Source organism: Paenibacillus brasilensis (assembly GCF_009363115.1).
GTDB classification, from domain to species: Bacteria; Bacillota; Bacilli; order Paenibacillales; family Paenibacillaceae; genus Paenibacillus; species Paenibacillus brasilensis.
In genome coordinates, this window is sequence record NZ_CP045298.1 from 701,122 (window position 1) to 727,381 (window position 26,260).

Annotated in this window: 23 protein-coding genes and 8 pseudogenes; 14 read left to right on the forward strand and 17 right to left on the reverse strand. The window is 46.0% G+C overall.

The features are described 5' to 3' along the window. Positions 1 to 144 precede the first annotated feature (144 nt). Complete coding sequence (locus tag GCU48_RS03200; protein ID WP_025720635.1) at positions 145 to 504, forward strand: putative zinc-binding protein; 360 nt, start codon at positions 145 to 147, stop codon at positions 502 to 504. Between the two features lie 339 nt (positions 505 to 843). Here GCU48_RS03200 and GCU48_RS27610 read toward each other — a convergent pair. Further along, a pseudogene (locus GCU48_RS27610) lies at positions 844 to 1,040 on the reverse strand (TetR-like C-terminal domain-containing protein); the annotation flags it as partial. Between the two features lie 367 nt (positions 1,041 to 1,407). Here GCU48_RS27610 and GCU48_RS03210 point away from each other — a divergent pair. After that, a complete protein-coding gene (locus tag GCU48_RS03210) occupies positions 1,408 to 2,913 on the forward strand; it encodes an alpha/beta hydrolase family protein (protein WP_152379031.1) in 1,506 nt (501 codons plus the stop codon). A gap of 207 nt (positions 2,914 to 3,120) precedes the next feature. After that, positions 3,121 to 3,351 (forward strand): helix-turn-helix domain-containing protein, encoded by a 231-nt coding sequence (locus GCU48_RS29050; protein ID WP_167518637.1) that lies wholly within the window; start codon positions 3,121 to 3,123, stop codon positions 3,349 to 3,351. Here GCU48_RS29050 and GCU48_RS27275 read toward each other — a convergent pair. The 3 genes and pseudogenes from GCU48_RS27275 to GCU48_RS27620 all read right to left on the reverse strand — a co-directional run. Continuing rightward, positions 3,327 to 3,512: pseudogene (locus tag GCU48_RS27275) on the reverse strand (transposase domain-containing protein); the annotation flags it as partial. The gene GCU48_RS29050 and the pseudogene GCU48_RS27275 sit on opposite strands and share 25 nt — an antisense overlap. Before the next feature lie 51 nt (positions 3,513 to 3,563). Further along, positions 3,564 to 3,668 (reverse strand): annotated as a pseudogene (locus tag GCU48_RS27615) (hypothetical protein); the annotation flags it as partial. A 168-nt stretch (positions 3,669 to 3,836) separates the two neighbouring features. Then, the gene (locus GCU48_RS27620; RefSeq protein ID WP_244316061.1) at positions 3,837 to 3,995 is read right to left on the reverse strand and encodes a hypothetical protein; all 159 of its coding nucleotides are present in this window, start codon (positions 3,993 to 3,995) and stop codon (positions 3,837 to 3,839) included. A gap of 254 nt (positions 3,996 to 4,249) precedes the next feature. On the opposite strand from GCU48_RS27620, the gene GCU48_RS03230 reads away from it, so the two are divergent. Next, complete coding sequence (locus GCU48_RS03230) at positions 4,250 to 4,642, forward strand: hypothetical protein (RefSeq protein WP_152379032.1); 393 nt, start codon at positions 4,250 to 4,252, stop codon at positions 4,640 to 4,642. Between the two features lie 360 nt (positions 4,643 to 5,002). Here GCU48_RS03230 and GCU48_RS03235 read toward each other — a convergent pair whose 3' ends face one another. Next, positions 5,003 to 5,593: a TetR/AcrR family transcriptional regulator gene (locus tag GCU48_RS03235; RefSeq protein WP_152379033.1), complete on the reverse strand. Its 591-nt coding sequence runs from the start codon at positions 5,591 to 5,593 to the stop codon at positions 5,003 to 5,005. A 189-nt stretch (positions 5,594 to 5,782) separates the two neighbouring features. On the opposite strand from GCU48_RS03235, the gene GCU48_RS03240 reads away from it, so the two are divergent. Together GCU48_RS03240 and GCU48_RS27625 are read left to right on the forward strand one after the other, a co-directional pair. Then, entirely contained in the window at positions 5,783 to 6,445 is a 663-nt protein-coding gene (locus GCU48_RS03240) for a nitroreductase family protein (RefSeq protein ID WP_152379034.1), read from the forward strand. 168 nt (positions 6,446 to 6,613) lie between these two features. Beyond that, positions 6,614 to 6,933, forward strand: a pseudogene (locus GCU48_RS27625) (hypothetical protein); the annotation flags it as partial. 58 nt (positions 6,934 to 6,991) lie between these two features. Here GCU48_RS27625 and GCU48_RS03250 read toward each other — a convergent pair. Continuing rightward, positions 6,992 to 7,560: pseudogene (locus tag GCU48_RS03250) on the reverse strand (YdeI/OmpD-associated family protein). A gap of 151 nt (positions 7,561 to 7,711) precedes the next feature. On the opposite strand from GCU48_RS03250, the pseudogene GCU48_RS03255 reads away from it, so the two are divergent. Continuing rightward, a pseudogene (locus GCU48_RS03255) lies at positions 7,712 to 9,013 on the forward strand (IS1380 family transposase). A 215-nt stretch (positions 9,014 to 9,228) separates the two neighbouring features. Here GCU48_RS03255 and GCU48_RS03260 read toward each other — a convergent pair. After that, positions 9,229 to 10,173, reverse strand: coding sequence for an AraC family transcriptional regulator (locus GCU48_RS03260; protein WP_152379035.1), 945 nt, complete (start codon positions 10,171 to 10,173; stop codon positions 9,229 to 9,231). A gap of 179 nt (positions 10,174 to 10,352) precedes the next feature. Here GCU48_RS03260 and GCU48_RS03265 point away from each other — a divergent pair, with 179 nt between their 5' ends. Next, the gene (locus tag GCU48_RS03265; protein WP_152379036.1) at positions 10,353 to 11,339 is read left to right on the forward strand and encodes an aldo/keto reductase; all 987 of its coding nucleotides are present in this window, start codon (positions 10,353 to 10,355) and stop codon (positions 11,337 to 11,339) included. Between the two features lie 173 nt (positions 11,340 to 11,512). Continuing rightward, positions 11,513 to 11,881, forward strand: coding sequence for a nuclear transport factor 2 family protein (locus tag GCU48_RS03270; RefSeq protein ID WP_152379037.1), 369 nt, complete (start codon positions 11,513 to 11,515; stop codon positions 11,879 to 11,881). A gap of 356 nt (positions 11,882 to 12,237) precedes the next feature. On the opposite strand, the pseudogene GCU48_RS28780 reads toward GCU48_RS03270, so the two are convergent. From GCU48_RS28780 to GCU48_RS03285, 3 genes and pseudogenes are all read right to left on the reverse strand, one after another. Then, a pseudogene (locus GCU48_RS28780) lies at positions 12,238 to 12,576 on the reverse strand (carbohydrate ABC transporter permease); the annotation flags it as partial. Between the two features lie 1,409 nt (positions 12,577 to 13,985). Continuing rightward, positions 13,986 to 14,978 (reverse strand): Gfo/Idh/MocA family protein, encoded by a 993-nt coding sequence (locus GCU48_RS03280; RefSeq protein ID WP_152379039.1) that lies wholly within the window; start codon positions 14,976 to 14,978, stop codon positions 13,986 to 13,988. A gap of 213 nt (positions 14,979 to 15,191) precedes the next feature. Next, positions 15,192 to 15,635, reverse strand: a complete 444-nt coding sequence (locus GCU48_RS03285) for a HEAT repeat domain-containing protein (RefSeq protein WP_152379040.1) — start codon at positions 15,633 to 15,635, stop codon at positions 15,192 to 15,194. 424 nt (positions 15,636 to 16,059) lie between these two features. Here GCU48_RS03285 and GCU48_RS03290 point away from each other — a divergent pair, with 424 nt between their 5' ends. Together GCU48_RS03290 and GCU48_RS03295 are read left to right on the forward strand one after the other, a co-directional pair. Beyond that, on the forward strand, positions 16,060 to 17,253 hold the full coding sequence (locus tag GCU48_RS03290) for a glycoside hydrolase family 5 protein (RefSeq protein ID WP_152379041.1): 1,194 nt from the start codon (positions 16,060 to 16,062) through the stop codon (positions 17,251 to 17,253). A gap of 344 nt (positions 17,254 to 17,597) precedes the next feature. Continuing rightward, positions 17,598 to 17,927 carry a hypothetical protein gene (locus tag GCU48_RS03295; protein WP_025720620.1) on the forward strand — a complete coding sequence of 110 codons (330 nt, stop codon included), beginning with the start codon at positions 17,598 to 17,600 and terminating at the stop codon, positions 17,925 to 17,927. Positions 17,928 to 18,092: 165 nt separating this feature from the next. Here the strand turns inward: GCU48_RS03295 and GCU48_RS03300 are convergent. The 3 genes and pseudogenes from GCU48_RS03300 to GCU48_RS03310 all read right to left on the reverse strand — a co-directional run. Continuing rightward, a pseudogene (locus tag GCU48_RS03300) lies at positions 18,093 to 18,256 on the reverse strand (endonuclease V); the annotation flags it as partial. A 50-nt stretch (positions 18,257 to 18,306) separates the two neighbouring features. Next, the gene (locus tag GCU48_RS03305) at positions 18,307 to 18,888 is read right to left on the reverse strand and encodes an NAD(P)H-dependent oxidoreductase (RefSeq protein WP_025720618.1); all 582 of its coding nucleotides are present in this window, start codon (positions 18,886 to 18,888) and stop codon (positions 18,307 to 18,309) included. A gap of 74 nt (positions 18,889 to 18,962) precedes the next feature. After that, positions 18,963 to 19,547 (reverse strand): TetR/AcrR family transcriptional regulator, encoded by a 585-nt coding sequence (locus GCU48_RS03310; RefSeq protein ID WP_152379042.1) that lies wholly within the window; start codon positions 19,545 to 19,547, stop codon positions 18,963 to 18,965. Between the two features lie 92 nt (positions 19,548 to 19,639). On the opposite strand from GCU48_RS03310, the gene GCU48_RS03315 reads away from it, so the two are divergent. After that, positions 19,640 to 19,846, forward strand: a complete 207-nt coding sequence (locus tag GCU48_RS03315; protein WP_152379043.1) for a hypothetical protein — start codon at positions 19,640 to 19,642, stop codon at positions 19,844 to 19,846. On the opposite strand, the gene GCU48_RS28600 is transcribed toward GCU48_RS03315, so the two are convergent. After that, positions 19,824 to 20,483, reverse strand: a complete 660-nt coding sequence (locus tag GCU48_RS28600; RefSeq protein WP_152382094.1) for a DUF4183 domain-containing protein — start codon at positions 20,481 to 20,483, stop codon at positions 19,824 to 19,826. The genes GCU48_RS03315 and GCU48_RS28600 overlap by 23 nt on opposite strands. Before the next feature lie 471 nt (positions 20,484 to 20,954). Between GCU48_RS28600 and GCU48_RS03325 the strand changes: the two genes are divergently transcribed. Next, positions 20,955 to 21,368 carry a DUF4183 domain-containing protein gene (locus GCU48_RS03325; RefSeq protein WP_152379044.1) on the forward strand — a complete coding sequence of 138 codons (414 nt, stop codon included), beginning with the start codon at positions 20,955 to 20,957 and terminating at the stop codon, positions 21,366 to 21,368. A gap of 142 nt (positions 21,369 to 21,510) precedes the next feature. Here GCU48_RS03325 and GCU48_RS03330 read toward each other — a convergent pair whose 3' ends face one another. After that, complete coding sequence (locus GCU48_RS03330) at positions 21,511 to 21,831, reverse strand: cyclase family protein (protein ID WP_307499771.1); 321 nt, start codon at positions 21,829 to 21,831, stop codon at positions 21,511 to 21,513. Between the two features lie 327 nt (positions 21,832 to 22,158). On the opposite strand from GCU48_RS03330, the gene GCU48_RS03335 reads away from it, so the two are divergent. After that, positions 22,159 to 23,442 carry a pectate lyase family protein gene (locus GCU48_RS03335; RefSeq protein WP_152379046.1) on the forward strand — a complete coding sequence of 428 codons (1,284 nt, stop codon included), beginning with the start codon at positions 22,159 to 22,161 and terminating at the stop codon, positions 23,440 to 23,442. A gap of 141 nt (positions 23,443 to 23,583) precedes the next feature. On the opposite strand, the gene GCU48_RS03340 is transcribed toward GCU48_RS03335, so the two are convergent. Then, a complete protein-coding gene (locus GCU48_RS03340; RefSeq protein WP_152379047.1) occupies positions 23,584 to 24,651 on the reverse strand; it encodes an ABC transporter ATP-binding protein in 1,068 nt (355 codons plus the stop codon). Between the two features lie 228 nt (positions 24,652 to 24,879). Then, positions 24,880 to 26,259 carry a sensor histidine kinase gene (locus tag GCU48_RS03345; protein ID WP_152379048.1) on the reverse strand — a complete coding sequence of 460 codons (1,380 nt, stop codon included), beginning with the start codon at positions 26,257 to 26,259 and terminating at the stop codon, positions 24,880 to 24,882. Position 26,260: the final 1 nt, after the last annotated feature.

The window sequence follows — 26,260 nt, forward strand, 5'->3', positions numbered from 1 at the left end:
GTATCTGGCGGATTAGCATACACACAGTTAGCCCTATAATAGATTTTGAAAAAATGTGTCGTGACCACGATCACGGTTTAGTCTGTAAATTTAAGTTAAAATCACCGTGATTGAACACAAAGAAAAACAGGGAAGTGTACAAAGATGAAAAGAACTGATCTACCTCTTGTTTATTCATGTTCTGGATGTTCCTCCGCAGCACAAACCGCTAACATGATCGCTATAAAAATGGATCGTGAAAAAGTCGCTGAAATGTCCTGCATTGCTGGTGTTGGTGGGGATGTCAAACCACTTGTCAGAACAGCAAAATCGGGACGTGACATCATTGCAATTGATGGCTGTCCCTTGTCCTGCTGCAAGAGTTGCTTAGCAAGGCATGAGGTTCAACCCAAACACCATTTCCTGCTGTCTGACTTTGATATACCCAAAATAATAGGAGAAGATCCTAACCCCAATCATTACAGGAATGCTTACACACAAATCTTAGAGCAAATTGGACAATAATTCTTTCAAGGTGTTGCGACAGTGTACAGTAAAAGTGTTACTGGCGTAAGCATCAAATAGCCCCCACCTGTTTCAACTAGATGAGGGCTATTTGATGCTGAATTATGATTTAACAAGTTAGCGGAAGTGATGCTGACCGAGGTAACAGCTTGTCCCAAGCTCCTGGATGGTCGCCGGAAAACCAATCGATTGATCTGGTTCATCCTTCGCAAGCGGCCATGGAGCAAATCGCGGAGATTGTATGCTGCGATTTCCGTTCATCCTCACCATTCCGACACCGCACAGCGAAAAGACCCCGGTGACGGGGTCTGTTTTCTATGTCCACTGTAATTAAATATGTCAACATCCGTTGGCCATGACATGCGGCGGATAGGGCATTCCTTTCCGGATCCACCACTCAATTACCCCTACATAACAGCATATCGCAACATAACATCTTCACTTAAATCCGCATTTCTTCCGCTGTCTCGGTCAATCTCGCCTTTGAATCCTTCCATAAACGAAGCAAGAAGCCGAGTTCTGAAAATCATTGTAGTTGAGATTGGAGGGATGCAGTCATTAGTTGCTTAACTCTCTTTATATTTATGAAAGTAGGAGCTGGATACTTCTTGGCGTATTTTAAGGTTTAACACTTTACTATAAGAGATATTGGATGATTAATTTTTTATGCGAGCAAGGAGGGTTCGTCTATGATATTTCGCAAAGAATTGAGCTGTCTTCATAATTGTGAAACAAACACCCCCGGCCGAAAGGCAGGAATCATCACATTACATTCCGTTTTCTGCGCCATCGTCGCGCAACCTTACAAGAGTGTAAGGCAATTGTCATCTAGATCAATGGTACCAACCTAGCTGCTCCTCTATACTAATCCATTGATAGGATTATTTTTAAGGGGGAGTTGGCGTGAGGTTTTTTGAAATACTGCTATTCTTTTCAAGTGCTTGTTTGTTGGCACTCCTGTTCATTTTCAATCAACGTATCCGAAGATCAGCTTTGCTCCTGACAAGCGGAGCAGGCTCCATTTTTTTAGTGATACATTTGCTTGTCGAAGGATACAGGGTTCAGCTTTTATTTTTATACGGATTTACGATCCTAATGCTTATGCTTTCGCTTATAGACGTTTTCATAACGCCGAAAGTCGTTCGGACCGCCTCGCGAATCCGTAGGGTGCTGGGCCGACTTTTTATCGTGATTGGGCTAATCGCAACGGGGTGCTTACTCTATGTGTTTCCCGTATTCGACTTTCCGGCGCCAACCGGCGAGTTGAAGGTAGGCACGCAAGTCCTTCATTTCATCGATCCAAGCCGGGAGGAGACATTTGGCAAAACCGCGACAGGCAAGAGGGAATTGATGGTTCAGGTATGGTATCCGGCTCAAGCTGGCACCGGCAAGTATGCTCCCTTTATTCCCGATACCCAGATTTTACGTTATATGGCCGCGAACTATGGCCTTCCCGGGTTTACGTTTCAACACCTGAAGTACGTATCCAGTCATGCTTATTCGGGGGCCGAAGTCTCTTCGGCACAGACTTCATACCCGCTGATCCTTGCGAATCCCGGCAACGGCTCTTCCAGGTTCCTCCACACGTCGCAAGCCGAAAATCTCGCGAGTCATGGATATATCGTGGCAGTGATTGACCACACCTACAATACATTCGCAACCGAGTTTCCGGACGGTCGAATCACGACCAGCACAACCAACGACTTATTCTCGCCCGACCATGATTACCGGACGGAAAGCAGAAACCGCGACAAGTTGGGAAAAGTTTTAACCGGCGATGTGGCGTTTGCGCTGGACCAATTTGAGCTCATCCAATCGGGGCAGATTCCAAGTCATCTAAAAGGAAGGATTGATCTCGGTCATGTCGGGGTATTCGGTCATTCCATCGGCGGAGCGACGGCCTATGACGCTTCTTACGATCCGCGAATCGCGGTTGGAATAGACTTTGATGGAGGACTTTATCGACTGCGTGACAGAGAGGGTCTGCGAAAGCCGTTTTTGTTCATCAACTCGGAAAGCTATTTTGAAAAATTAAAAATGGTGATGGATAACCGGGTCTACACGGATGCAGAGCTTAACCGTATAGGATCAACAAGAGAGTGGGAGGATCAAGTAACGGAAGATAAAAAGTTGGAGCTTGAACGGATGCGCGAAACGGTCGACGAAGGGGGACAAGTCCTCTATATCGAAAATACGGAGCATTTGAATTTTGCCGACGTACAGTTCATTTCTCCGATTTTCAAAATGCTGGGCATTACAGGAAAGATTGCGCCCGAAAGAGCGAATTCCGTTATCAATGCCTATATGCTGGATTTCTTCGATATGTATCTGAAAAATCAAGGCGGAATCTTAATGAAAGGACCGGATAGCCGCTTTCCGGAGGTGAAGTTCGTAACCTCGCTATTTTAAAATACGGAACAGGCTACCGATTTTGATATGCCCCCCTTCAAGTAGACAGGTTTAATAAATAAACCGCTACTTGAAGGGGAGTTTTCCTTTGTCTAAGAAGAACGAATACAATGCGATTGAGAAACTAGCTATCATACAGGAGTTAAAAGCAGGACAGAGCAGCCGTGTGGAAGTAGCAAAAAACATAACATCAGCGTTACCACCTTAGTGAAATGGCGACATCGCTATGAGTTGTACGGAATTGAGGGGTTAGAAATTCATTCCCACACTCGGAATTATTCTGCAGAACTTAAACTTCATGCGGTTCAGGATTGTCTCTCAGGTGAGTATTCGCAATACGAAATCATCAATAAATACAAGATCGCCAGCCGAACACAACTCTCAGATTGGGTGAAGAAGTATAAGGAGCACGGTCCGGATGATTTGCGCCGCTCGTAGGTAATTTGTTCAGACCGCGGCTCTTCACCAGCAGGTGCTGCAATCATTCCGGCTTCGTTGAACAACGGGAGTTCTAATTGATCCGGATGCGTCTGCTCGCTGGAAGCACCGAAACGCTTCTTCTGCGCTAAGCGGAACTGCTCTTCGTACCAATTGAGCTTGTTGCATGCCCGGTTACAGAATACGAATAAGCCGGAGGAGAACGGATTCAGACCAAAGCTTTCCTGAACGATGGCAGCAAGTCCGTCGATCGACTTGCCCAGATCGGTGGAACCACAAGCAAGAAACACACGCTGATTGCTTGGAAAGGTCAGCATGGTGAAGTAAGCGCGTGAATCACTTCGCGCAAAAGCATTGGGTCAAAGCCGGAATGAAGCTCGATACTGGCTTCACCGATATGAAGGATTAGAGAAGGAGAAACGCTGCCAGGTGGATCTACAGTGGCAAGAGGTATAAACTGTACGGGAGAAGTCTTTGGATCTGGACTAGCTGAGGATGATACACGCTTTATTTTGTACAGCCAATATTTCAATTGTTCGACAGAACAATGATTTGCGGAGCACAAAGCTTTCATCGCGAGGCCATGCCCGATAGGCTATGATACGTGTGTGCCAATCTTGTCTGCGTTGTTCTTTGGCATTCATGAGTTACCCTCCGTATTCAGGTTAATCTCATGATCTTATAGCTAGGTTAGTAGTTGAAGGTGTGGAAAGTTTGACGCTTACTTACTGGCTCTTATTATGTAACAATATCGTAAATTAGTTTTTACTGGTGGCTCCTAACACTTTCAGGGCCACCAGTATTATTTTTATACAGCAAAACATCTTTTTGATATGATTATTTTATCGACTTTACTTCATATCATAATACATAGACAAACACTTCAAGGAGGGACTTTATGGAACATTCCTTTTCATCAATATTGACGTACAGCGTACAGGCAATTGCGATTTTACTAATTATCTTCAAATTGCTGAAGAAAAACGAAAAAAAGATAGGTTGGGGAACACTTTCTTTGCTTTTAGCCCTTCTTGGTATGGCTGTTTCTTTTGAATTTGGCAATTACATATTGGGGGACCAGTTGCTTTCCTTTTTAGGATTGCCCGCATGGTCTAATGTTGACAATACTAGGTTTCACTACACTTTTTTTCTATCCAGTATTTTTTTTGCTCCTAGTTTAATCATTGGATATAAAAATCCTAACGAATTTGGAGCTTTTATTGGAAAATGGATTTCTAGTATATATCTATTTTTGATAATAATTTCGCTTTTATTTTTTATTACAAGCTAATTTCTCGAAGTGAAAAATAGCCTATTCGCAAGCCTTTTCTATACTTTTTTCTTTATTATTGTTATATGAAGGTAGTTCGTTTATGGGTCGGTAAGTATGTTGCTCTCTTCCGGTTTCACCACATTATTTTGAAATTTTGATTTCATTTTTTTAAGAAAACGTTGATTACTAATACGCTCATTCCTCTCCTACCACTTCTATCTATTCACTGTATAAAACTATTATTCAAAAAATACACTTTGTAAATACCGCTCCCAATGGTACATTCCGTAAACTAACCACTTTTTTAACCGATAAATACATATTCTAGTTTTTTATTAAATATCACCTCCCGTACCTTTATACCGAAAGCGACAGGACCTATCCCAGCAGTTCTCTGGCTCCGTTCATCACTAAGGGCATAGTCTGTTTAACGAATAATTCCGCACTTATTAGACGCCCCTCATTGTTCCAAACGTAAGCCGCCCCATACATCCCCCAACTTAACATGATAGAAGCTGTATTTATTAAGAATTCCGCGTTTGGACTCGATAGCATCTTGTCTTTGTCTATAAAGGAAAGCAGTATCGTTTGAATTTTTTCCTTTATTTGAATTTCGAATACAGGTCCAAACGATGTATACCTTCTTTTGCACATAGTGTTTAGATCCTTGTGAAAATCGCATACACCCAGAAAAATACTCTGTATTGTTTCTTCATTTAACACTTCGTGACTGCTTATTCTACGATTTATGCTTGTCATAAATAATTCCGTTAGTTTGGCCTCAAGAATTTCGAATTTATCTACAAAGTGCGCATAAAAAGTCGCTCTGTTAACAGTAGCCCGCTCTGCAATATCCCTAACGGTTATCGATTCAAAGTCTTTTTCTTGAATTAATGAAGCAAAAGCATCTTGAAGGAGTCGCCGTGTACGTATCACACGAGGATCGGCTTCATTCTTTTTAATTGTCATGGTTCAGATCTCCCCAATAAAACGACATTATAGAAATGGTGTTGTCTATACAACGGTTTATGATTATTGATGATTGCGTACCATTCGGTTGTTATTATAACATATAAATACAACAAGAGTTGTTCAAGCAACTAATGTTGCATTGAAACAAAATGCTGAATGCCGCTTTTCCAAAAGGAGGAGAGAACCATGTCGGTTTCACAACCGTCGCAAACGATGGAGCACCAACTTTTTTTTGATGTTATTCGAGAACGCCGGTCGGTTCGTAGCTATGATCCCGAGATCAAGATTTCGCGGGAGGAATTGACCGAAACATTGCGGCAAGCCACGCTGGCTCCTTCAGCCGCTAACCTGCAGCCGTGGCGGTTTCTTGTTATTGACTCGCCGGAGCTGAAGCAGAAGCTGCTTCCGATCGCATTCAATCAACAGCAAGTGGTCGAGGCTTCGGCTGTCATCGCCGTTCTTGGAGACCTCGAGAACATCCGGATGGCCGAGAAGATTTACGGCCAAGCTGTCGATGCGGGCTTCATGCCTGCGGATACGGCAAAATCTATGGTGGAACGCTATACCGACATGTATTCGAGCATGCCGCCCGAGGCCATCCACGAAAAAGTTTATACCGACGGCGGACTAGTATCGATGCAACTCATGCTTGTCGCCCGCGCTAAAGGCTACGATACGGTACCGATGGCCGGCTACGACAAACAAAAGTTCATGGAAGCTTTCCGCATATCAGAACGCTACGTTCCGATTATGCTGATCACCATCGGCAAGGCGGCGAAGCCCGGTCATCCGACGGTGAGGCTGGCAGTCGATGATGTAGCTTTCTTTAACGAAATGCCTATGGAATAACAAAATGTAAAAGACCTTAGCGCCCGCATAAACAACGGCGAGCTAAGGTCTTTATGGGTTCTACGCATCAGATTCTAACAAGGTGTCGTATAGCCATATTAGCCGGATGGTGGTAGATTCGATTTGGCGAAGGGTACTCCCCCATCTAGAAAGGAGTCATGAATTCAATTGAGCGTATTGTCAGATGGAATCGGCTATGAGAGCCTACACTTTTATGGTCCTTTCAGCCACAACACATCGAAAAACTTCAAATAACACGTACCATTAATGATCATGCCTATTTACATATCAGTGGGTTGCTCTCCGAAGAACAAGGAGCAGCTTGTATCGGTCAAAATATGGAGCAAGAGCCGATTGTCATTCGTCAGTTGAATGATCAGAGACAATCGCTGAGAAGGCTGTTCCACGGGATTATTACGCGTATGTCCGTACACTGTGTGCAAGGCGTGCCTTCTGAATTTAAGGGCCGAAATGGAGATTATCAACTCTGGATAGCAGGTTTTAACAAAAAAAAAACTACTGCTAGACATAATCCATTAGCGCATCTTAATAATCTAGAAGGCGTCCATTATCATGCCACTGACCGTACATTTTATTTTCTTTAGTGTTTGTTATAAATTTGTCCAATCTACTCTTAAATAATTCGGGCTGATTTTTATTGCTTTGTATCGTGTCGATCCGAACCTTTTATAAAGAGCTGGAAATGCCAAAAAATTCTCATATACATGCCTTTCCTCTTTTAGCCTTTGCTCTATAACCCTATCTATTTTAAAAGAATCGTGACTCATATCAGGAAGTACCTTTCTTCCTTCGTCTCTCATTAAACTCAACTTTTCGAGGCGGCGAACACGTTCTTTATTCAATTCAGTCCATGAACTTCTTTTGCTTCTAGGAGACAGTCTCTGCGCCAGCCCAGTTTCAGATATTTTCTTTTTGACTCCATCAATCCATCCAAAGCACAAAGATTCTTCGACCGCGTCCAAATATAGCAACGTATCTGGGTTTAGCGTCATATTAACTACTACCCAACAAGATTTTTCAATCTTACAATTTTCCTGTAGCCAAATCCTCAAATCTTCTCTCGATTTTACTGTAATTAGATTTTCAATTTCCATAGATAAAATACAATCTCCTTTCCAAGTATGGAGAGTAATTATCCTGAATTTCGAAAGTACCATGCTCTGAAAATATAAAAAAGGACTCCGAGTCTTTGGTAGAATGGTGTTTGTCGAGAACATCACCCACAAAGAAAGGAGCACCCTTTAGGTGAAGTCTACCACAGCCATTAGCAAAATCAAGACTGAATTTTCGCTGCAAAACGCGACCAGTTTCGGAGGCGTTAAGATCTTTCTGGCTTTTCTCGAAAAAATCAAGTTGGCCAACGCCATGCGCGGCTTCTCCGGCGGTAAAGCGCACAACGCGCTGTTTCCTGTTCATCGCATTCTGCTCTATCTCATCGTCGGCTGGATGCTCGGCTGCGAACGAATTTTCCACTTCCGACGTCTACAGGATGACACGTTAATCAAACGGTTTCTCGGCGGCCGTTGCCCAAACCACAGCTTGCTGTACAAGGAATTGATCAGATGGGAACGTTCGTCCCCGAATCTTTCGACCCAATTGCGGGCACTGAACCATGCAGTCATCCAGCCCTGTATGCCTGCCGATCTCATTCTCGATCTGGATTCCACGGTAGAGACCGTGTACGGCGATCAGTCCGGTGCCGCCAAGGGCACCAATCCGCATAAGACCGGACGCAAAAGCTACCATCCACTGCTAGCCTTTGAAGGCCAGACCCGGCTCAACCTGAATGCGGTTCTTCGGCCGGGCAACACCCACTCTTCCACCGACGCTGCCGACTTCCTCAAGCAAACCTTTGACCTGCTCGGCGAGCGCAAAGTGAAGTACGCCCGATTTGACAAAGGCTTCGGCGGCGACGATTTCTACGGCTTGTGGGAGCAGAAAAACATTGGTTATGTTGGCAAGCTGAAATGGACCGGGTGACTGGCCAAAGAAGTCCAGGCTTGCCGCTATTGGACGCGCTATGTCGACGAAGACTGGATCATCGAAGGCATCAGCTTGACCTACAAAGCGACATCCTGGAACAAGGCGCGCCGAGTAGCGGTCATCCGTAAGGCACAGGTGTTCGCCGACGGTCAAGGCCGGATGGTGTTTGACGCTGACTGGCAGTACGAAGCGGTCGTGACCAACCTGGAGTGGGAGCCGGTCGATTTATGGCGGTTCTACAACCAGCGCTGCTGTATGGAAAATTACATTAAGGAAGCCAAGAACGGCTTTTCCATCGACCGCATCGCGACAGGCGATTTTAAAGCTAACGAACTGGACTTGCTCATCAAGCTGATTGCCTACAATGTGTTTGAGCACTTCAAACGCGGCTGCTGCGAACCGGTGCATCAAGGCTACACGATTGCTCGGTTCCGACTGGAATTCTTTCATTGCGCCGCGACGCTCATTCGGCACGGCCGCTCCGTCGTGTTGAAGCTGATGAAAGATTTCGCCAGCCGCTATGCCTGGAAACAAATCGAGGCCCGAGTGGCGAAATTGGAATGAGAATCGCCAAAATTTCACATGGAAGTGGAGACTGCCCCTTTAGTGGGGAGGGGGAAAGACCATCCGTAAAAGGCTTCCATCACCATAGCGCATGGATAATTCCTATATTCTTACATACGCTTCAACCCTTGCAATGCCAACTCGCATTGTTCTTACGGGCTTTCGAAATTCAGGTTAAAGTATACATATCCGAAGATCCGTGTGACGACAAGTCCTCAATCGATCTCCTGCACCGTCTCTTCTCGCAGCCTTCTGATGTCACTGATCGGCGGGAGTCCGAAAAGTTTTGCGTATTCGCGGCTGAAATGCGAGGGGCTCTCATAGCCGACACGGTAAGCGGCATCGGCGGCATCGAGGGATTCGGCCAACAGCAGACGGCGCGCCTCTTGAAGACGAATCCGTTTCAGGTACTGCAGCGGGCTCATCGCAGTCACTTCTTTGAAGTAACGGTGCAGCGATGAGGGACCCATATGGGCCATTCTTGCGAGCTCGTCTATATGAAGCGGCTGGGCATAATCCTGCTTGATGCGGGCGATGACTCTGGCGATCCGGCTAGTGCCGCTGCCGGCGAGGGCAAACTGCGTAAAGGCTTCACCTTGCCTTCCCCTGATTATCCGGTAATAGATTTCGCGGATGACCAGCGGCGCCAGATGAGGAATGTCGTAAGGCGTATCCAGCAGCCGGACGAGCCGAACCGCCGCGTCCAGAAGCTCGGGACTCGTCCGGTCGACGAAAGCGCCTCGCTTCGCCTCCCTGCCGTCCTTCGCCTCTGCGCCTTTCATCACTTCCAGCACCTGAGCGGGATCCAGTCCAAGCCGCATGCATAAATAAGGCGCTTCGGGGGAAGCCTGAATAAGTCGTGAGGTGACCGGAAGATCGATCGATACGACAAAATGCGAGGAGGGACCATAAGTAAAGTTGTCTCCTCCCAGCATAACGACCTTCGTGCCTTGGGCGACGATGACGATTGCTGGCTCATAAACCGTATTGACCGGCAGTGTGGTCTTTGAGCTGCAAATCAGATGCAGCGATGGCACGGACGTTCCGAACATCCCGTCTCTGCCCGTATGACGCTTGATCAACCCGGCCAGCTCGGCGAGCTGGTCAACTGACTTATTTCCACAATCTAACGAATGTCTGTCTTGATCGTCGTGCGGCATTTTTCCCCTCCATTCCTTATCCACTTTGGTAAGTTCATTATAGCACCGATCGAGGCGCCGTCTGTTCTGTTGGAGGATTCGGCAATAACTTGGTACAAACCGACTACCCGGTAGGGCGCCCATCGTCGCATAATAAAGGCGAAGATCAAACTTACCCGAAAAGAGAGGCGAAACCGAATATGAAAAGAAGAACGTTAGGCAAGAGTGGCCTTGAAGTGTCGGCGCTCGGACTCGGCTGCATGGGCATGTCCGACTTTTATAGCGGAAGGGACGACGAGGAGTCCCTGCGCACGATCGACCGCGCATTGGAGCTGGGCATTAATCTGCTGGATACGGCGGATATGTATGGCGTCGGCAAAAATGAAGAATTGGTCGGCAAAGCGCTCAAGGGACGCCGCGACAAGTTAGTAGTGGCGACCAAGTTTGGCAACGTGCGCAGCGAGGACGGTAAGTTCCTAGGTATCAACGGCCGTCCGGAATATGTCAAGGCCGCCTGCGAAGCGAGCCTGCGTCGTCTCGACGTCGACTATATTGATCTGTACTATCTACACAGAGTTGATCCGAAAACGCCGATCGAAGAGACGGTCGGCGCAATGGCCGAGTTGGTACGCGAAGGCAAGGTGCAATACCTTGGCATGTCAGAGGCAGCTCCATCTACCATTCGCCGTGCGGCAGGCGTGCATCCGATCACCGCGGTACAGACGGAGTATTCGCTGTGGAGCCGCGACGTCGAGGACGGCATCTTAGCTGTATGTCGGGAGCTCGGCATCGGCTTCGTGCCGTACAGCCCGCTCGGTCGCGGATTTCTGACCGGACAGATTCGCAAGTTCGAGGACCTGGCGGAGGATGATTACCGCCGATTCTCCCCCCGCTTCCAAGGGGAAAACTTCCAGCGCAATCTGGATCTCGTCGAGCGGGTCTCCGAGGTGGCCGCCGATAAGGGCTGTGAGCCGTCACAGCTGGCACTTGCCTGGTTGCTGGCGCAGGGAGACGATATCGTGCCAATCCCTGGTACAAAGCGAATCAAGTACTTGGAGGAGAACGTAGGCTCGCTTGCAGTCGAGTTGACAGCAGCAGACTTGGCGCGCATCGACGAAGTGGCTCCGCGAGGAACAGCCTTTGGCTTGCGTTATCCCGAAGCTACGATGAGTGACCTCAACCTGTAAGGCTTAAGGCTAGTTCTCACGATCTAATCAAATACGTTAAAGGCAGCCGATCTTTGAGGGAGGCCACTGAAAAACTTACGTTTTTCGGAAGATCGTCGATTCTTATATGTGAAGTCAAAAAAAACGAAAGCCGACCAGATAAACTGGTTGCGTAGCGCTGGGAGGATTGAAGAATGAGTACAATGAATGAGCTAATGCAAAAACACTTCAAAATCTGGAGTGAAACAGATCACGAAAGAAGAAGAATGGCAATCGATGAGATTTACTCAGAAAACTGCCATGTGTATGACCCTTCCTATGCAAATGTATTCGTTGGTCGCGATGCACTTATGACTTTGATAGATGAAGTACAAGGTAAGTTTCCGGGGTTTGTTTTCACTATTATTCCTGGGTCTTTAGATGAACACCATGGCCATGTAAGGATTAGTTGGTATTACGGATCGACGGACAAGCCCCAATCTTTCACCGGGCAGGAATTTATGATTGTTGAAAATGGTTCGATCCATTCTGTGACTGTCTTTTTTGACGCACCTGCTGAATAAAGTTTTTTAATTTTATGCTATGTTAATTCTCAATGTTGATTTTCAGCCAAAAATATAACCGCCCGTAAAGGGCGGTTTATTACCCCTAATTATTGCATTTCTTATTATTACTTGGTCCGGTGGTTTTTGAACTGTGTAACATAAAAACATTTATTATATCACAGAGTTTTCCTTGCTAATCTTGGGATTAGCCTGCTTCTTTTTTGAGTTGTGGGCTATTTGACGCTTACTTTCCTTCAATTCAAAACCGGACCGGCATAAAAAAGCACCCCATAGCATTCATCGGACAAACCAAGAGGTTTGATCCAGTGTCTATGCTAGGGGGTGCTTCTTCAAATCTGGCAGAGAAATTTGTTTTACCCTTTAACCGACCCGGCTGCGATCCCTTCCACAATCCGGTCACTCATGATGAGGAACACAAGCAAAATAGGCAAAATGCTGATCATCAACGTAGCTCCGATTGCTCCCCAGTCGGTCGTATATTGTCCAATAAAGTTCTGAACGCCAACGGTTAATGTTTTGTTTTCGTCCGAGCTGATGAACGTATTGACGAAAATAAATTCATTCCAGTTGTAGATCATGTTAATAATAGACGTCGTTGCCATGACCGGGGTCGTCATGGGCAGTACGATCTGAAAGAACATCCGGTTGACGGAGCAGCCGTCCATAACAGCCGCTTCTTCCACTTCATGCGGGTTGATCTGCGCCTGCAGCGCTTTAAGCTCGGTTTGGCTTTGCAAAGCCTCCTTCTCACAAATGACACGGATCAATTCATTAATATCGACAATCATCGTATTGTACTCTGCGTTTAATTCCCGTAGTTCGACTGCTGCTGCCGGTTCTGGATTCAAGACCAATGCCCCTTCCCGTGAACGACGCATTGCCTGAATCAAGTGACCTATCGGTCTGGTAATCAACGTAGACAACATAAAGGACATAAACAGGAATAACACGGCACCAAGAGATGCGGAAATTATAAGTGTAGTCCGTAAAACCGTAATTCCGTCTGTGACGACACTAACTGGAATCAGGATCAGCAGCGACCAGCCAGTCCGTTCCGATTGCTGAACCGCCTTCACATATTCCCGCTCCCCAATATGAACCGTCTGTGTCCTGCTGTGCAGTATACCTGACAAATCTGTCTGCTTCATAGGTTTGCCCGACAGCAGTTGGCCTTGACGATCTACAAGCAGCATGTTTTCATCCTCTTCTTCATTGACCGCTGATGCATCATTCAGCCCAAAATAGCCTCGCTCCATGCGGGTAATCAGATATCCTCCGCGTGAAAACCAGCGGTCCACCAGACTCACCTGCCGAATCGCCAGCAGCGACCGAGGGTCCTCCGGATCAATGCCGACCCAGACCAGTCTGCCTTTCATTTGATTCGCTTCCTGAATGTCCGCTTGTCCGATACGGTCCACCAGACTACCCTCCCGAATCGGAAACAACATCTTCCCTTCGGCGGTATACAGCTCCAGCGAGCCGACACTCGGCATATAAGCCTGATAGCTATGCATCACTTGCAGTAGTGATTGACGCTGTCGAAAAGACACCTTGCCCCCGTTGCGCTCCTCCAGCAAAATATGCTGAACTGACGGATGATTGGCCACCTGCTCTGTCAGGCTGTCCATCTGGCCGATTAATGCATCCAGCCTGCCGCTTGCTTGTACCGCCGTCTGACCAATATGCCGCTCGGCACTGTTTTTCAACAGGCCAGATACATTGAGGTAAATGAACGCCCCCGCCACACTCATCATAATGAGCATCACCAATATAAACCCGATAAAAATCTGATTACGCAACGTGTTTAATGGTTGGAACCTTGAACGCATGTGTCTTCTCCCCCTAGATCATCACAGCAAAATGAGTAATGATAACGCTTTCTATTCTATCGCATCGTTCCCCTTTGTTGGCATATTTTCAGTGAAAATTAATAAAGATGAACCATTATCGACAACAACTCGCAATAACGATAAATATTAAAAAAGATGACTCCCGACGAATGCAGGAGCCATCTACTAGCTAGTTACAACGTAGCTTCTTTCAAAGCCCTCCCACCAAGATACAGTTCAGCCTCAAAGCTTGTACATTTTTAGTCTGTGCCCTATTGGAGTGCAGCCAAAATGCGGTCGCACAGCTCCATCGTTTTCACATTATCCCGTCCACTTGAATAAGGTGTCCGTCCTTCCTGGCAGCAGTTCATAAAATGAGTAATTTCATCTACAAAACCGCGCAAATACAAGTCACGGTACCCGCCCGACATCGCCGAGGCTGACGGTGTCAAAACCGTATCGTTTTCCGCAAGGGATTTCCAAGGAAGTTCCGTGTGACTCTCCGACTTGTGAACGATCAGTGTGTTCACTTCATCCGCGTTCGCAAAACCGTGATCAAAGGTTACAGTGATCCCTTCGCTCTCACGTGACCATGCTGGCATACCTGCGAAGTATACGCTGCCCACCACACCATTTTCAAATTTCAGCGAAATCGTATGGGAAATAAACTCACCGTTGTCGTTCGCAAATCCGGTAACCTGCGCCACTTCCCCGAATAAATAACGAACCAGATCCACCATATGAATCGCCGCCAGCTTCATGAAATCTTCGCCGGTTTTACAAAACAGGGTGCTGTCCACGAGAAATTTCGCCTGAAATGAGCGGGCGGATCCAAGTGTGCCACCCTCCATCAGTTCCTTCAATTTTATGTATACAGGTGCGTAGCGCTTCATGAAGCCGACCATCAGTACCACGCCCGCTGCTTCCGCCGCATCTGCAATTTGCGCCGCTTCCTCAGCGTTCCAGCTCAGTGGCTTGTCTACAAAAACATGTTTTCCGGCCTTAATGCAGTCCAGGACAAGCGATGGGTGATCTGCCGCTTGAGCAATCACGACAACTCCATCACAATCTTCCTGCTCCAGCATAGTCTTGTAATTGTCATAAGGCGTACCGCTACTCCCAAACCGCTGAAGCGCTGCCTTCGATCTGCTTATATCTCTGGTTGCAATCGCTTGAATTTCAGCACCTGCTTCAATGACAGCAGGATATATATTGGTTGAAGCATGAAAACCAGCCCCGATAAAACATAGCCTCACCTTGCTCATGTTGGTCCCTCCAATGTGTCACTAAAATATTCCGAAACTATCGTACCATATGGACAAAGTATATACACAGTGGCATAAAGATCAAGGACATGATTTTTAAGAGGAACAAAATAAAAAAGACCTTAACAAAGATAATCCCTTATCCTTGTTAAGGCTCCGTCTGCATCACCAGTAACAATCCTTAAAAATACATTCTATTTCAGGGTTAAGACATTATCTTGTGGATAACGAGGCCCATTTTTGCTCCAGCCACTGATCAAACTCAGCACCCTTGTCACCTTCATACACGTCATAAATATCGACTCTCATCTTGTGCAGCTTCTCGCGAAAATCGTTATAGGTATGGTCGGCTGGCAGGCTTTTTTTAATCCGCACCAGAATCTTCGTCAGGCCCTTAACAAGCTCACCCTCTTTGCGCACAGGCGGCTGTACATTCTCGCCCCATTCCTGAAGCTTGCGGTAAGCGGCTTCCTGAACGGCATATACCGTATCATTATTCAAACGGTGTGTCAGCAAGTCAATCGTCTGCTGGTTCTTCCATGCACCCAGATCATTTACCGCAGCTAGACGCGCTTTCCAATCGGAGGTTCGGTTTGCAGCTACTTTAAGCTGCTCATATACTTCTGCAAATTCCTGCTGAGTTTCGTTGTTTTCCAAAATCATCTCATCCTTTTCTATAACTGAGTCAATCTATATTCGATCCTGTAGCTGTTCCACCATCAGAACGCTTTGCACACTTGTTCTTCGGCCCTGTGGCTTTACTAAAAAAATCACTACATTACTGTTCATCACGATTGCCGTTTGTTAAATATAACATACTTGCAGGTCTTCTTCATATCTCGAATCATTCAACCGAATCAAATTCATTATTCGTTGATGTGGCTTGTGATTTTCATTTAGTATGCTGTATTTGCTGAGGTCAGCCTCGAGACGTTGACAAAACGTTGTTACAAATCTATTAAATCCGAACGGAATCTTAGAAATATACAAATTTTATGAACTTGTTTAATGGAATATTTGAACATAAAATGAAATTGTAATCGGTTACAAAGTTATTTAAATGACGGAGGAAGCAAGAAACATGAAAAGAAAAAGCATGAAGAAGTCATTTCTCGTCATTGCCTCCCTCGTCATGGGCTTCACACTGTATGGCTACGCTCCCGCTTCGACAGATGCAGCCAGTGTGAAAGGATATTATCATACCCAAGGAAACAAGATTGTAGATGAATCCGGGAAAGAGGCGGCATTTAACGGTTTGAACTGGTTCGGCTTGGAAACTCCTAATTACACCTTGCATGGACTGTGGAGCCGCTCGATGGACGACATGCTGGACCAGGTGAAAAAGGAAGGCTACAATCTGATCCGCCTGCCTTACAGCAATCAGCTATTCGATGCCAGTTCCCGTCCAGACAGTATTGATTATCACAAAAATCCTGATCTGGTCGGATTAACTCCGATTCAAATTATGGACAAGCTGGTCGAAAAAGCTGGACAACGCGGTATTCAGATTATCCTTGACCGTCACCGTCCGGGCTCAGGTGGACAATCCGAGCTGTGGTACACCTCCCAGTACCCTGAGTCTCGCTGGATTAGTGACTGGAAGATGTTAGCTGAACGTTATAAAAATAGCCCTACCGTCATCGGTGCGGATTTGCACAACGAGCCACACGGTCAGGCAAGCTGGGGCACAGGCAATCTCTCCACAGACTGGCGTCTGGCGGCACAGCGCGCAGGGAATGCGATTCTGTCCGTGAATCCGAATTGGCTGATTCTGGTGGAAGGTGTGGACCACAATGTACAAGGCAACAATAGCCAATACTGGTGGGGTGGCAACCTGACAGGTGTAGCCAACTACCCTGTCGTTCTTGATGTACCGAACCGTGTCGTATATTCTCCACATGATTACGGCCCTGGTGTGTCCTCGCAGCCATGGTTCAACGACCCCACCTTCCCGTCCAACCTGCCAGCGATCTGGGATCAAACCTGGGGCTACATCAGCAAGCAAAACATAGCTCCGGTGCTGGTCGGTGAGTTCGGTGGTCGTAATGTCGATTTGTCTACTACTGAGGGTAAATGGCAAAATACACTTGTTGACTATATTCGTGCCAACAACCTGTACTTTACGTACTGGTCCCTGAATCCGAATAGCGGCGACACGGGTGGACTGCTGCTGGATGACTGGGTTACCTGGAATCGTCCAAAGCAGGATATGCTGAGCCGGATTATGAAGCCTGTAATTTTCGCAGCAGAGCAAGCCAAAGCAGCAGCCGAATAGCCACAGAACTTCACTTCACTTATTGAAAAAGCCGCTTTTCCTCCTTCAAGCCAGAGATTATGCCGGGCTATGAAGATGTGGAGAAACGGCTTTTTTTGTGGGGACCTGCAAACGTCCTGGGTTACACTCCGCGTGTATCCAAGCTTTCCTCCCCTGATGACGCCTTCTTTCCAGTTTTACACATTGTAAATCCCCCATTGAATGGGTCATTTTGTTAACTAAATCTCTCTTTTAACCGATAAATACATATGTTGGATTTGAATTATGAGAGTAATGAGTCTATCTATCATTTCAACGAAGAGACTCACCATGAACGTAAACATAACTAGAAAGGAAGTTTTCATGTGATTGTTTGGAAGGGTTTTGGTATTTTAAATATTGTTATTCCAGGGATTTTATTTGTTATTGTCGGCAGTTTAGTATCCGCTCTAGGGCTTGACTCCATAGACTCCCGGCTGCCGATGGCTTTTGTGTTCATTGTGTCGGGGGTTATTATCTGGTATTTGGGGAAAGCACTCAACGCCGACTCGGACAAAGTGCTAGTTGATATGGAGACGGGACAGCGCTATCGAATGGGAACCCAGCACAGTCTGTTTTTTATCCCTATGCATTATTGGGGCCCTGCCGGTCTGGTGATAGGATTTATTTTAATCGTTGCAACGATATTTATATAACGTTGATTGCAAAACATGAGCCATTCCTTGATCAAGGTGTGCCTGTATAAAATGTACGTTTTCTGATTCTCTGATGTATAATCCATATATAAGACCACCATGCGAGCCAGTTCCTCCCATGGTGGTCTTTTTCCTTTTGTCAGGCTGATTATGATCAGATACCATCTGGTCTACCTGTGATAAAGCTTTTCTCACAAGCTGGTCAGCTTGTCGAGTTATCTCAGGTAAGCGATATTGTGGACAAAGCTTTAATATCCAGTTGCAGGAAGTTTCTAATGAAATACGATGACCTACGGTACAAAAAGAGGTTTAATGTTGTCCTGGGTTCTTCCTATAGGTATCCCATTTGTGATTTATTACTGGTTCCATTTTTGCCCTCCTACCTCATGCTTCGCCCCAACTGCTCCACCTTGCCTAACCACTCGTTGCGCTGTTGATCCGTCTTCTTATTCATCAGGTCAATGGTGGTAGAACGCACGGGCTTGACACCACATAGATGTAATGTGGAATCCTTCATCATGCGATGCCCCGGCTGTCCCTGAAAAAATCGGTAATACCAGTGCGGTCCGTCCATCGTTGTGATGAGATGGGCCGTTCTGCCTTTTAAAAGCTTCTCAGGCAAGGGTTTACCTTTGTGATACTTAAACGCAAACCCTGGCATAAAGATACGGTCAATGAATCCCTTCATTAATGCAGGCAAGCTGCCCCACCAGATCGGAAAGACAAAAACGAGATGCTCTGCCCATTTAATCGACTCCTGAGCCTGGACCAAGTCAGGCTCCAGTGGCAATTTATTACGATATCCACCTAATAGATTGGGATTAAAGTCCAGCGCGGACAGCTGCAACAAACGCACCTCAGCTCCCGCAGCCTCTGCTCCTTTTACATAGGATTGAGCCAGCGCTTCTCCATAACTTCCCACGACCGGATTCCCCTGAACAACCAATATTTTCCTGGACATATAAACTACTTCCTACCTTCATATTATGATTTTAGTTAGAAAGAACTAACCTTTTAATTAAAAAGAAAAGGCCACTACTGACCTTCACTTAATAAAGCAGTTAAACGTTGCTTGACCTCTGTTGCAAATGGAACAAGCTCCTGCGGAAGCTCACCTTCCAGACTGGACACAGACAAGCGTGTAATAGCTCCGATGATAAGCACACCGGATAGCTGGGCATTCTGCTTGGGCAATTCTCCACGTTGAACCCCCTGCTCGATGAACTCCGTTAACGCCTCCAGCGGCTGACGCACATGCTGACTATGGCTTGCCTCAGCGTACAGCTCATGATGCTGTGACAACAAAAGCAGACCACACTGATCTTCATCATGCATTTCCAGCACATCATCCACCAGTTGATGGAAACGGCTGACGAAGCTCCCATCCTGCTTGCGGTAGAAGTCAATTAATGTGGTATAGCTATTGCAATATTGCCCGAATACTTCCAATGCCATGGCATCTTTACTCTTAAAATGCTTGTATATTGCGGCATCCGTTACACCGGCAGCCTCCCCAATTTGTTTGACGGAAATGCCATCAATCCCTTTGGTTGCAAATAAACGCATCGCCGCCTGCAAAATATCCTTCTTCTTGCTATCTACATGTGTTTTCTTGTTCATAAGGATATAGTAAGTGATAACTAACTAAAATGCAAGCTATATGTAAACATGCGCTGCATCACACGCTCGGGCTTGGTCAGATGAGGATGATCATGTTGGAGGTCCTTGCTGTCACCAAACTGACCCATCCATTACACTTGAGGGAATTCGTAATCTTGTGCTTGCCTTCAAGGAGGCTGCTGGGCGGGCTGCGCAATCCATTCTGGTCCAGACTGGCAGCCGAACAGCTTGGCGTTCGCATTGAAGGGTCTGCGGCTTATTGCATCACAAACGATATCATGCACTGGATCGCACACTAAATTGAACGATTTCCACAATAATAGGCGTGCCGGTGGAAATGGTATCTCCTTCGTTGAGGTGAATCGTCAGCGATGAAGGTGTCAGGCTATACAATGTACTTTCTTGGATCATGCCATTAATATACAAATTGGCATAGCTGGTACTTCCGACATGAAACCGTTGAAAAGCATCCTGCATACCATCTACAGAAAATTGATCCGCCATAATCGTGACCGAAGACTCAATAAAATCAGGAGCAAAATAAAAATACCGCTGAGCCGTGGGGATAATTTCAATATTTGAAAGGTCAGGTGCCGGGCCGGAAGGACCTGTTACACCTTGCGCTCCTGTTGGACCAGTGATGCCCCGTGCTCCAGCAGGACCTTGTAAGCCCGTTGCCCCTGTTATACCTGGTACACCAGCCGGACCCGGTATTCCCTGCGCTCCCTGTAATCCTGCTGGACCTGGTATTCCCTGAATTCCGGGTGCTCCCGCTGGACCTGGTACGCCCTGCACTCCTGCCACACCTTGAACACCCGGTGCACCTGTCGTTCCGGCTTGACCTTGCTGTCCTGTCAAACCGGGAATGCCTTGTTCTCTCTCTGAATCAGCACTCCTCTGCTTTCCATCCACCTCTTTTATCACTCGCGTATCCATCAAATTTTTTTTCTTCCGACGCCTTCCATGAGTATTATAATACCGTCGCTGTATGTTTAGCTTTGAGAGCTTTTGGACGTGGAATCCTCTTTTCATTTTGCCTTTGGGTGGATGAATTGTTTTACATTTTCTTCGACCGATGTACTTGCTTCGGCTGACGATCTTACAATGTACGGTTCGCTTTCGATGTCTCCTTAGTGCTGAATCGCGCCTTGCCATACCAGCCATCTACACCTCCTTTTCTCAGCCTCATGTATTATATGCACATATCCCTTTGGGGTTTTGGGCATTTGAATATATCAAATACCAACGAGTTGCTATACATCTGCACCTGCAACAAAATAGGGCCTCCTCTATCCACCCTATTATTAATCAAAAGGTTAATGTGCCGTTTCCTAATAGGTTAAAATATCATTTATTGATTAAGAGCCAGCAAATGGCTCATATCCACAAAGAAAGGAGGTAAGAACTATGCCAATCATAAAACCTGTATATACAGCAGTAGCTACTGCTCCCGTAGCAACTGGTGGTGCCGTAACTACGACTGTAACCCCGGCCGTGACTCGTTTTTTTGCAACAATTACAGCCGGGATGATCGGCGCAACAACAACAACTGTGCCTGCGGCAAGCTTTGTTGATGACGCAGATGCTTCAGTTGTTGCTCTGCCGACATTAGCGGCTACGGATTCTGCTAATTATTATATTAATGGAGTGATTCAGCAAAGTTCCTTATTCACTCTAACTACAGCAAGTCTGGTCATTAACTCCGTAGATATTACACCAGGGGTCCCCGTTGTCATAGAAATATCCGACTTTAGTGGCACGACCTCCACTATCACAACTCAGCCTACCATTTCTGCCCCTACGGTTACTATAATCACTTAAATTCAAGCTGGACTGAGCATTCAATCACGCTGTACGCTACCCCGTATACACCATAAAAGACCGATTCAGATGTAGTATCTGAATCGGTCTTCCTTCTCAAAATGATTATATAATTGTATTCCAATAATCCGGTATTAGATGATTAAGGCAAGATAGCAAAAGAACGCACCGGAAATCCGGGAGAATCCTGAATGCTTGGAACGATATTATAGATGATTGCACCTGTCGCAGGCAGCTTGTCCAAATTCGTCAGCACCTCGACCTGATAACGATCCTGCTCCAATATGTAATATTCTCCTACCAGCTCCTTCAACGAAAGCTCATGCAGGTAACGTTTACCCTTCACAAAATGAACGGGTGCATCTATATGAGTGCCATACTGACCCGGAAAGCAGTATTGTTTATGAGGGATTAATTCAGAAAAATAGAAACTGAGATTGAAATCGTTAACATTTTGAGGTATCTGTGTTTACCTCCTCTAGTCTAGTATAAAACCCATGAAGAGTATTGAGTTCTTGCAAAAAACACAAAAACAATTCCATATATTCATATATACAATTCCCATTTCATATGATTGTTAACGTTTTCATAATTTTGTATTCGCTTTTAATGGAAAAAAGCAGAGCTCTATAGCATTACATAAAAAATTCGACAAAAATTTTGGTGTGTAACTTTTATTATATTAACAAATACTGGAATGAGAAGTATGATAGAAAATGTAGGAACCATAGGAGCACCCGGGACTCCCTTCGTTCGTCTACTCCATTCATCTCATATTCGGAGGTATTTTATGAAAAAGAGATTTTCAATCGGAATCGCAGCAGCCTTGCTGTTCACTACCCTGACCCCTCTTGGTACACCTGTTCATGCAGCCACCGATCTTGGTAAAGAAACGCTCGGCAGCAAAAACGGTTGGGCAGCCTTTTCTACAGGCACAACAGGCGGAGCTGCGGCCTCTTCTTCCAATATTTTCACCGTAACGAATCGCAAGCAATTAGTCGACGCTTTGGGCAAAAGCACCAATAGTACGCCTAAAATCATCTATGTCAAAGGCACAATCAACGCCAACGTCGATGATAATAACAAGCCGTTGGGATTAAATGATTACAAGGACCCTAAATATGATTTTGACGCCTACCTCAAAGCATATGATCCGTCTACATGGGGTAAAAAGGCTCCGTCCGGCACATTGGAAAAGGCACGTGAGGCTTCACAAAAAAATCAGGCCAGTCGTGTCGTCATTGATATTCCGTCCAATACAACAATTGTTGGTCTAGGTAGCAATGCCGTCATTAACGGCGCTAACCTCCAACTGAAAAAAGGGACAGACAACGTCATTATCCGTAATATTGAGTTCCAGGATGCCTACGATTATTTTCCTCAATGGGACCCAAATGACGGTAGTACAGGCAACTGGAATTCTGAATATGACAGCATTACCATTAGCGGTGCTACACATGTATGGGTAGACCATAATTCCTTTAATGATGGATCTCATCCCGATAGCCAAAACGGTACGTTTTACGGCCGAGAATACCAGCATCATGATGGACTTCTCGATGTGGTTAACCAAGCGGATCTGGTTACGGCTTCTTACAATCACTTTTACGATCATGATAAAACGTCAATTATTGGCAACAGCGACAGCAAAACAGCAGATAAAGGAGCTTTACGAGTAACCCTGCATCACAATTATTATGAAAACACCGTACAACGCACACCACGTGTACGGTATGGACAAGTTCATGTGTATAACAATTACTATGCAGGTGATGTAAAACGCTCCGAATACCCTTCACTGTATATATGGGGCGCAGGTAAATCCTCCAAAATATTCGCCGAAAACAATGTCATCGACGTTGCAGGCTTATCTGCAGACAAAATTGTGTCGGTCTTTGGTGGAACTGCCCTGTCAGACACGGGCACACTCCTGAATGGACAAGCTGTTAACGCAGGCTCCAGCGCGGGTCTTAGCTCTTCTGTAGGCTGGAAACCAACGCTGAACGATAAAATTTCCCCATCCGCCAGCGTAAAAGCAGAAGTCACTTCTCAGGCCGGTTCCGGTAAACTATAAAACTGCTTTGCTGACACAAACAATCATAGCTCTAATAACCTGTTTTCACACCAAAAAGGACTGTTCTCCCCGTAGATGATTCCACGGAGAGAGCAGCCCTTTTTTATTTACGAGTTGTTTAGCAGCAAATTGCATCGTTCATTAAACGCTGTATTGTTCTACCAAAACCGGCTTTTCAAATGCATTATCCAGCTTGCGGAGCTTGGCCTTTACCGCTTCTGGCGGCTCAACCGCAGGCGCATCTGGATGCAGCAACCATGATTTCACAAAGTGTGTATCGGATAATTGAAAGAGTGGAGGCTCCTTCTCAAAGTCAATCTTCATGGCATAGCTACTGCGGGCTGCAAAAGCATCCCCTACAGGTGGGTGCAGCAGATCGGGAGGCGTTCCTGGAATGGCTGCCAGCTTCTGACCATGACTGTCCAAACTTGGCATGGAAGCGAGAAGCCCCCAAGTATACGGATGTTTCGGATTATAGAAAATTTCATTAACCGTACCTGTTTCCACAATTTGCCCAGCATACATAACAGCAACACGATCCGCCATCTTCGCTACAACGCCGAGGTCATGAGTAATAAAGATGATGGAAGTGTCGATCTTCTTTTGAAGATCCTTCATCAATTCCAAAATTTGAGCTTGAATCGTTACGTCCAGCGCAGTCGTCGGTTCATCGGCAATCAGAAGCTTGGGATTAGCAGCCAGTGCCATCGCAATTACGACACGTTGACGCATGCCGCCACTGAATTCATGCGGATACTGGTTAAAGCGCTGCTCTGGATGTGGAATACCTACCAGGCTAAGCAACTCAATGCCCCGCTTGTGAGCAGCTTCCTTGGATATCTTTTCATGCTTGAAAAGCACTTCCGTGATCTGCTTGCCGACCTTCATTGTCGGATTAAGCGAAGTCATGGGGTCCTGAGAAATCAGACCGATTTCCTTACCACGAATTTTTTGCATCTGCTTTTCCGTTTTATGAATCAGCTCTTCCCCGTCAAATAAAATTTGCCCCTTTTGATAAATGCCGGGAGGGGTCGGAATCAGCTTCATAACAGCTTGTGAGGTTACACTTTTGCCTGAGCCGGATTCACCGACAATGGCCAGTGTCTCTCCTTTATTGACATGAAAGTTTACGCCACGAATGGCCTGCACTAGTCCCTGACGGGTCTTGAAAGATATCGTTAAGTCCTTCACTTCCAAAAGGCGATTCATCTCATCACTCTTTCATATTTATTCATCACTATTATTGACCACACTATTATTGACCACTATCTAAAAAAACGACGTTCATGAGCCAAGGTATATACGAATAATTTTACTCAGTTTAGTACCTGCCAGTCAAGCAATATCTAAAATAAGATCAAAAACCTATCGTAACATGTCATATATATGGAATATTCGGATTGGGAAACGATCAGTTTTAACCATTTTTGTACTCATTTATAACATGCGTTGTATATAACTAAATCGTGCCCCGCCCAAGGGTGAACGTGTACAGATCAATTCCCCCCCCAATCGGGAGGCAATTTGACGGCAAATGGCCAATCCCAGACCCGTGACACCGTTCGAGCCTGTATAAAATCTTCCGAACACCTCCGCTGCCTCTAATTCAGTCAGCCCTTCCCCGTCATCATCCACATGCATAACCCATACGACCTCCGGAGTTGTCCCTGTCTCCAAGTGAATGACAACCTCCGTAGAGGTATGTCGAACCGCATTTTGCAACAAATTCAATATCATGCGGAACAATTGCTCGGCCGGAACGGCCACATGCAGGCCCTCCCCCTCTACACGAAGCGAGATCGAGCGTTCAGCAGCCACCGGCATTAACAAATGAACAGCGTCCTCTGCCATGCTTTTAAGATCAATCAGAGAGACAGGCCATTCTTCATTCAACCCCTCCAGTCTTGATAGCTGAAGCAGCTTTTCCACCATATCAATTAATCGCTGAGACTGCACTTTAATGATGTTTAGCCCCTCGTCCTGGGATACGACTTGATCCTGAATGGCATATACGTAGCCTTGAATGGACATTAACGGTGTCCTTAGCTCGTGAGATACATTTTGCAAAAATTCAATTTGATCATGGTGATGCTGCTGAATACGGACGGACATGGAATGAAAGGTGCCGATCAGTTCGCCAATTTCGCTTTTATCTGCCTGCGGAAAATCACTTTCCTGCGGTTGATTCGGCTCATAGTTGCCTACAGCCTCCTTCAAGCGCTTGAGCGGACGCACCAGTCGTGAAACGACCATGAGCCCAATGACGAGAATCACCAGAAAGCTCGCCACAATGGACAGTATGGTGGTTCTCATGAGCGGGACATACAGCGCCCTTAAAGAAGACAAGGGCGAATATACAAAAATACGAAAGGGTTGCCCGGGCAATTCCTCATTGGTAAACAGGATTTTTTTACCTTGCAGCACAGCAACCCCTTCATGTGCGGCGGCCAGATCATGGGTAGACGGATGAACGGATGCAAAAAATCCCTGGCGGATCAATAGCAAACTCTCTATCTTTTTGCCCTCCATTCCAGAGACGCTGGAGTCGATGATGCGGTTATCCGTACTTAAAATAAAATAATCGGCAGACAAAAGCATACCTTTGATAACATAGTTAAGTTCAGCAGTATTCAGCCGGTCAAAGCCTCCGTCGCTCATAATATGGACGGCTTTGCGTGCTTGCTCATGAAGCTTGGATTTAGCTTGATTTACAAGAAGGTCGTCAATAAGCCTGATGAACAAAACGACCGTAATACAGACGGTAATGAGCATCGCGATAGATAGAGACAGCAGTATTTTAGCTCTCATCGTACGCATG

Coding starts and splice junctions, on each gene's coding strand:
- GCU48_RS03200 (WP_025720635.1), top strand. CDS start 145: ATGAAAAGAACTGATCTACCTCTTGTTTATTCATGTTCTGGATGTTCC.
- GCU48_RS27620 (WP_244316061.1), bottom strand. CDS start 3,995: ATGAATGCCAAAGAACAACGCAGACAAGATTGGCACACACGTATCATA.
- GCU48_RS03230 (WP_152379032.1), top strand. CDS start 4,250: ATGGAACATTCCTTTTCATCAATATTGACGTACAGCGTACAGGCAATT.
- GCU48_RS03235 (WP_152379033.1), bottom strand. CDS start 5,593: ATGACAATTAAAAAGAATGAAGCCGATCCTCGTGTGATACGTACACGG.
- GCU48_RS03240 (WP_152379034.1), top strand. CDS start 5,783: ATGTCGGTTTCACAACCGTCGCAAACGATGGAGCACCAACTTTTTTTT.
- GCU48_RS03260 (WP_152379035.1), bottom strand. CDS start 10,173: ATGCCGCACGACGATCAAGACAGACATTCGTTAGATTGTGGAAATAAG.
- GCU48_RS03265 (WP_152379036.1), top strand. CDS start 10,353: ATGAAAAGAAGAACGTTAGGCAAGAGTGGCCTTGAAGTGTCGGCGCTC.
- GCU48_RS03270 (WP_152379037.1), top strand. CDS start 11,513: ATGAGTACAATGAATGAGCTAATGCAAAAACACTTCAAAATCTGGAGT.
- GCU48_RS03280 (WP_152379039.1), bottom strand. CDS start 14,978: ATGAGCAAGGTGAGGCTATGTTTTATCGGGGCTGGTTTTCATGCTTCA.
- GCU48_RS03290 (WP_152379041.1), top strand. CDS start 16,060: ATGAAAAGAAAAAGCATGAAGAAGTCATTTCTCGTCATTGCCTCCCTC.
- GCU48_RS03305 (WP_025720618.1), bottom strand. CDS start 18,888: ATGTCCAGGAAAATATTGGTTGTTCAGGGGAATCCGGTCGTGGGAAGT.
- GCU48_RS03310 (WP_152379042.1), bottom strand. CDS start 19,547: ATGAACAAGAAAACACATGTAGATAGCAAGAAGAAGGATATTTTGCAG.
- GCU48_RS03315 (WP_152379043.1), top strand. CDS start 19,640: ATGTTGGAGGTCCTTGCTGTCACCAAACTGACCCATCCATTACACTTG.
- GCU48_RS28600 (WP_152382094.1), bottom strand. CDS start 20,483: ATGGATACGCGAGTGATAAAAGAGGTGGATGGAAAGCAGAGGAGTGCT.
- GCU48_RS03325 (WP_152379044.1), top strand. CDS start 20,955: ATGCCAATCATAAAACCTGTATATACAGCAGTAGCTACTGCTCCCGTA.
- GCU48_RS03335 (WP_152379046.1), top strand. CDS start 22,159: ATGAAAAAGAGATTTTCAATCGGAATCGCAGCAGCCTTGCTGTTCACT.
- GCU48_RS03340 (WP_152379047.1), bottom strand. CDS start 24,651: ATGAATCGCCTTTTGGAAGTGAAGGACTTAACGATATCTTTCAAGACC.
- GCU48_RS03345 (WP_152379048.1), bottom strand. CDS start 26,259: ATGCGTACGATGAGAGCTAAAATACTGCTGTCTCTATCTATCGCGATG.